The sequence below is a fragment of the Saccharopolyspora sp. 7B genome (assembly GCF_020177435.1).
GTDB classification, from domain to species: domain Bacteria; phylum Actinomycetota; class Actinomycetes; order Mycobacteriales; family Pseudonocardiaceae; genus Saccharopolyspora_C; species Saccharopolyspora_C gregorii.
Genome location: NZ_JAIUKC010000052.1, coordinates 1 through 5535 on the forward strand (window position 1 = coordinate 1; position 5535 = coordinate 5535).

A 5535-nucleotide genomic window follows, 5' to 3' on the forward strand; every position below is an offset into this window, starting at 1 on the left:
GTGGGGCCGCCGCCCCGCCCCCTGGCCCCGGGGGCGCTGCCCCCCCCCCCCCCCCCCCAAACCCCCCCCCCCCCCCCCCCCCCCCCCCCCCCCGCTGAGGTTCCGCCACCCGACCACTACACAACCGAGGGGACGAGCAGTCAGGCGAACAGCGCCGAGATCGGATCCGCGGCGAAGTAGAGGACGAACGCGGCCGACACCACCCACATCAGCGGGTGCACCTGCCGGACCCGGCCGGTGGCGGCGTGCAGCAGCACGTAGCAGATGAACCCGACCCCGATGCCGTTCGCGATCGAGTAGGTGAACGGCATGACGACGATGGTGAGGAACGCGGGCAGCGCCTTGGCGAAGTCGGACAGGTCCACGTCGCGGATCTGCCCGAGCATCATCGCGCCCACCACGACCAGCGCCGGAGCCGCCGCCTCCACCGGGATGACGCTGTAGAGCGGGGTGAAGAACATGGCCGCGAGGAACAGCAGCCCGGTGACCACGTTCGCCAGCCCGGTGCGCGCACCCTCGGCGATACCGGACGCGGATTCCACGAACACCGTGTTGGAGCTGGCCGACCCGACCCCGCCCGCGACGGCACCGACGCCTTCCACCGCCAGCGCCTTGCCGATGCCGGGCAGGTTGCCCTTGCGGTCGGCGAGCCCGGCCTCCTTGCCGAGGCCGGTCATGGTGCCCATCGCGTCGAAGAAGTTCGCCAGCACCAGGGTGAACACCAGCATCGCCGCGGCCAGCGCGGGCAGCCGCGTCCACGCACCGAACGAGATGTCCCCGACCAGCGACAGGTCCGGCAGCCCGAAGATCTCCGCGGGCGGCGCCGGGTAGCCGAGGTTCCAGCCGTGCGGATCGGTGCCCTCGGACGGGCCCGCGTGCACCAGCGCCTCGACGACGATCGCCACCACCGTGTTGATCACGATGGCGATCAGGATGCCGCCGCGCACCTTGCGCGCCACCAGGATCCCGGTGAGCACCAGCCCGAACGCGAACACCGCCGTCGGCCACGACGCGATCGAGCCGTCGATGCCCAGCCCCACCGGCACCGTCGTGTTCGCCGCGTCCGGCAGCCTGCGCACGAACCCGGCGTCGACGAGGCCGACGAAGCTGATGAACAGGCCGATGCCGACGGCGATCGCCGCCTTCAGCTCGGGCGGCACCGCGTTGAACACGGCGGTGCGGAACCCGGTGGCGACCAGGACCAGGATCACCAGCCCGTCCACCACCACCAGGCCCATCGCCTCCGGCCAGCTGACCTGCTGGGCGATGGTGACGGCGAGCAGCGTGTTGATGCCCAGGCCCGCCGCGATCGCGAACGGGTAGTTCGCCACCAGGCCGAACAGCAGCGTCATCACCCCGGCGACCAGCGCGGTGCTCGCGGCGACCTGCGGCACCGTCAGCACGTGGCCGAGCACGTCCCGCTTCGCCGTCGGCGAGTCCGCGGAGTAGCTGCCGAGGATCAGCGGGTTCAGCACGATGATGTAGGCGACGGTGACGAAGGTGACCAGCCCGCCCCGCAGCTCCCGGCTCAGCGAGGAACCGCGCTCGCTGATCTTGAAGAATCGGTCCAGCGCGCCGGTGGCCCGTCCCGCGCCACCACTGCCCGCCGACCCCGCCGCGTTCGAACCCGTTCCCGCAGAACTCACGCGACGATCCTCGACATCATGTTCCGCGCCCGCAACGGGCTCCGAACCGGGTTCACCAGAACTTTTCAACGGCTCTTCCGCAGCACCGTGCGAATCGTCCGGTTCTCTGTCCGCCATCACTACCTCACCCCGCTCACGACTACCGGGGTAGCCTGCCCGACGTGGCCGAAGACAGCGCACGCACCCCCTCCTCACCAGCGACGACACCCCCCGAACCGGCGCACACCGTGCCCGCGCTGCCGCGCAGGCTGGCCCAGCCGACCCCGGTGGTGCTGGCGGGGACGGCGCTGTGGCTCGTCGGCGTCGCGCTGTTCGCCGCGACCGCGCCCGGCGGCATCGAGTTCTGGACCTGCGTGGCCGGCTTCGCGCTCGGCCTCATCGGCTACGGGGTGTTCCGCTGGCAGCGCTCCGCGTCACGCCGCGGATCGCGCGGCGCGTGGAAGGGGTTGTCGGGGCTCGACGGCTAGCTCCGATAGCGGAAAGTCACCCTCCCCGACTCGGCCGTTCGCTAGTCTGCTGCTCGCGAAGTACCGACAACTGGGGAGTTGCGCGTGGCATCCAAGCTCGATGTCGATCGCCTGGAGTTGGGAGTGCTGACAGGCTGGGCAGGAGTCAAGCGGTTACCTCCGGTCCTCCGGTTCTCCCACTACGGCACACCACTTCAGAACATCAACGCTGAGATCGAGGCCGCGGACGCGCGGTGCAGGCAGCGCGGGCTGCTGGATCACGCGAACCGGGTGAGCGACGAGGTCTGGGACCTCGTCGCGGCGTACCAGCGCGCTGCCGTCGAGTACGACCTGCGCTTCTCCTCCCAGAAGGGCACCGAGCTCCGCGTCGCCGTGTCGCAGGTCGGCCAAGTGACGATCCGCAGCGTTCTCAACGGTGACCGCGTGATCATCGAGCGGGTCCGGCCCGAGAGCGCCATCCCCTCCTTGGTGTCGACTCTTCCCGATCACCCACCGGCCAAGTTCAAACCGGTGAACATCGACTTGGCCGCCTTGCGGGCGGTCATGGCGGAGGCAGCCAAGGCAAGCGACGCCGACTCCCGTGCGGTCGAGAAGGGCCTCCGCGCACGAGGCCTGGACGCCTCCGGCTTTCGTGCCGCTACCGAACTGCTCGACGGGCCCAAGCTCGGCGCGGGCCAGGTCGGCGTGACGGTGTGGAACTCGCAGCGCAAGGAGTTCCGCGGGAGCTCCACCATGCAGATCGTCGACCTCGAAGTCGGTCGCGTGTCGATCTACAACAGCGGGAGCCAACGCTTGATCGCCGGGGCCGACATGGGGACCTTCCGCCGGGTCCTGGGCGACCTCACCACTGGAGCTCAACGGCTGTCCACCTGGTAGGTCGGCTCCGGCGCTGGGCTGAAAGCGTGATCCCACCCGAGCAGCGGGAACGGGATTCGACATCGCGACGTCATATCGGTGCACCGCACGGACGTGATCTGGCAAGCTGAGCCCGATCACGGAGCACGTGACACTAGGGGGTTAGACCACATGGCCACGATCAACACCACGATCAACAACGGGGGTGTCTCTTCCGGAGCCTCGTTCTCCGTCGACACCGACGCGATCCCGGCCTTGATCGCGAAGTACGAGGACGCTCGCGACGAGCTGGATCGAATCCGCTTCAGCATGAACCGCCTGGAGAAGATCGAACCTTCGGGGCAGGACAGGATCAGCCGCGCTTCTGCGGACAGCATCAAGTCCATCGTCAGCGATCAACCGGGAGGCTTGGCCCACGTCCTCAGCGAAGCCAAAAACCACTTGGAAAATCAGATCGAACAACTCCGGGCCGCGGTGAACGACTACCGCGGTGCCGACGATGCCGCAACCCCGACGCAGTCGTAAGGAAATCAGGAAAATGCTTCGTCGCGCCAGCGTGACCGCCGCAGCCGCCCTTGCACTCGCAGCACTGACTTCGTGCTCGGTCGGTTCAGGGGGGACCGCGGAAACATCGTCCGATCCAGCACCGCAGCAGTCGGTCGACCCGGCTCTTCGGGTGACCGACCCCAGGGACCTCACCGGTGTTCAGGACGCCTGCACCTTGTTGAACCCTGAGCAGCGGACACGCTTGGGCGCAGGGGACGCGGAGTTCACCACGACGACGAACGAGTACGGCAACTCGACGTGCGAGATCTTCGGCGATGCCTTCAACGCGGCGGTCGACATCGACACCAACCACGGCGGGATCACCAACCTCAACAGCAAGAAGGACAACTTCGACAGCTTCACGCCGACTGAAGTCGCCGGTTATCCGGCCGCTGAGCTGAACGCAGAATCGACTGCCTGCAAGGTGAGCGTCGGGATCGCCGACGACCAATCGATCGAAGTCGACTTCTCCAAGAACTCCGGCGGATCGCCAGAGATGAACGATCCCTGCGGATACGCCAAGACGATCACCAACGAACTGCTCGTGAACATCCCCAAGTAATCGAAAACCCCAACACTCGAAAAACAGGGGAAAACAAATGGGACCATTCACTCCGATCGTGATCGCAGGAGTGGTTGCAGCACCTTCCGATTTCGGCAACGTCGACGAGATCATGGAGAAGGTGGGATTCAACCACCCGGTCACCTACAAGGAAATCCACGAAGGCGCTGGCTCTGAGCCGATGCACGAAGGTGCGCGCGCGTTCAAGGAAGACATCGCCACGAGGCTGCAGAACGCCACCCAGCTGCTGGACGATGCCAACCGCGAGGCCAACGTCGCGTGGGAAGGCAAGGCAGCCGAACAGCACGGCAACTCGCTCAAACCGATGACGAGCTTCCTGGCCACCACCCAGGTGACCTCGGTTGCCGCGGGTGACTCGGTCGAACGCCAGGTCAATGCCTTCACCACGGTCAGGGACGGCATGCCCGAGCCCAAGGAGGTCACGGCCACCGACAGCCTCTTGGAGAAGGGTGGCGCCTGGCTCGTCGGCTCCGAGACCGACCTCCAGCAGCAGGAACGAGAGGCCACCGAAGCCGCCGAAGCCGCGAAACAGACCTACGAGACCTACGGCGGGGCCGTCCAGGCCGAAGTCCAGAATCCCCCGCGGTTCGACCCGCCGCCGACGCAGAACGGCGACGGTGGGCAGGGTTCGTTCGACCGCAGCGGTGCGATCAACTCGCCGATGGGTGTCGGCGCCGGCGGTTCGCCGGGTGCGGGTGGCGGTACCGCGGGCATCAGCGGCGGTGGCGGTGCGGGCTTCGGGCCTGGTGGTTCAGGTCCGTCCGGTAGCGGTTCGTCGTGGTCGCCCGGTGGCGGCGGAGCCGGTGGTCCGCTGCCCGGCGGGATCGGTGTTCCCGGCGGTCCTGGCGCGGGTCCCGGCCCTGGTGCCGGTGGCGTCGGCGGGATCGGCGGCGGTTTCCTGCCGGGTGGCCCTAGCGGGGTCGGCGGCGCGGGTTCGGGTGGCCGGGGCGGCATCGGGTCCGGCGGTGCCGGTGGCCGCGCGGGTGCCGGTGGCGCAGGCGCGGGCGGTCGTGCGGGGGTCGGCTCGGGCGCGAACCAGCCCGGTGCCGGTGGCCGTGCGGGCATCGGCACTCCGGGCGCGGGTGGCGCGGCCGGTGGTGCGGGCACGGGCGCTGCCGGTGCGGGCGGCCGCGGTGGCGCGGGTGCGATGGGCGCCGGTGGTGCCGGGCGCGGTGCCAAGGGCGCCGGGGACGAGGACCAGGAACACGAGAGCTGGCTGGAGGAGCAGGACGACGTGTGGCTGAACGACATGCCGCGCACCGCTCCCCCGGTCTTCGGCGAGTGACGATCCCCGCCTGACCGAGAACTCGGGCCCCCCCCCCCCCCCCGGGGGGGGCCGGGGGGGGGGGGGCCCCCCGGGGGGGGCCGCCCGGGGGGGGGGGGGCCCCCCCCGGCCCCCGGGGGCGGGGGGGGGGGGGTGGGCGGGGCGGGGGGGGGG

6 protein-coding genes are annotated in these 5535 nt (G+C 69.5%); 5 read left to right on the forward strand and 1 reads right to left on the reverse strand.

The features are described 5' to 3' along the window. Positions 1–140: 140 nt before the first annotated feature. Entirely contained in the window at positions 141–1571 is a 1431-nt protein-coding gene (locus LCD33_RS09855) for an NCS2 family permease (RefSeq protein WP_224968804.1), read from the reverse strand. 236 nt (positions 1572–1807) lie between these two features. Here LCD33_RS09855 and LCD33_RS09860 point away from each other — a divergent pair, with 236 nt between their 5' ends. From LCD33_RS09860 to LCD33_RS09880, 5 genes are all read left to right on the forward strand, one after another. Continuing rightward, a complete protein-coding gene (locus LCD33_RS09860) occupies positions 1808–2113 on the forward strand; it encodes a DUF2530 domain-containing protein (protein WP_224962770.1) in 306 nt (101 codons plus the stop codon). A gap of 84 nt (positions 2114–2197) precedes the next feature. Continuing rightward, entirely contained in the window at positions 2198–2989 is a 792-nt protein-coding gene (locus tag LCD33_RS09865; RefSeq protein ID WP_224968802.1) for an ESX secretion-associated protein EspG, read from the forward strand. Between the two features lie 150 nt (positions 2990–3139). After that, positions 3140–3493: a hypothetical protein gene (locus tag LCD33_RS09870; protein ID WP_224968800.1), complete on the forward strand. Its 354-nt coding sequence runs from the start codon at positions 3140–3142 to the stop codon at positions 3491–3493. 31 nt (positions 3494–3524) lie between these two features. Next, on the forward strand, positions 3525–4076 hold the full coding sequence (locus tag LCD33_RS09875) for a DUF3558 domain-containing protein (protein WP_224968798.1): 552 nt from the start codon (positions 3525–3527) through the stop codon (positions 4074–4076). Positions 4077–4146: 70 nt separating this feature from the next. After that, a complete protein-coding gene (locus LCD33_RS09880) occupies positions 4147–5382 on the forward strand; it encodes a PPE domain-containing protein (RefSeq protein WP_224977755.1) in 1236 nt (411 codons plus the stop codon). Positions 5383–5535: the final 153 nt, after the last annotated feature.

What these genes read in the sequence shown, in the direction of transcription:
- LCD33_RS09870 (WP_224968800.1), top strand. Translation starts at nt 3,140, where the DNA reads ATGGCCACGATCAACACCACGATCAACAACGGGGGTGTCTCTTCCGGA.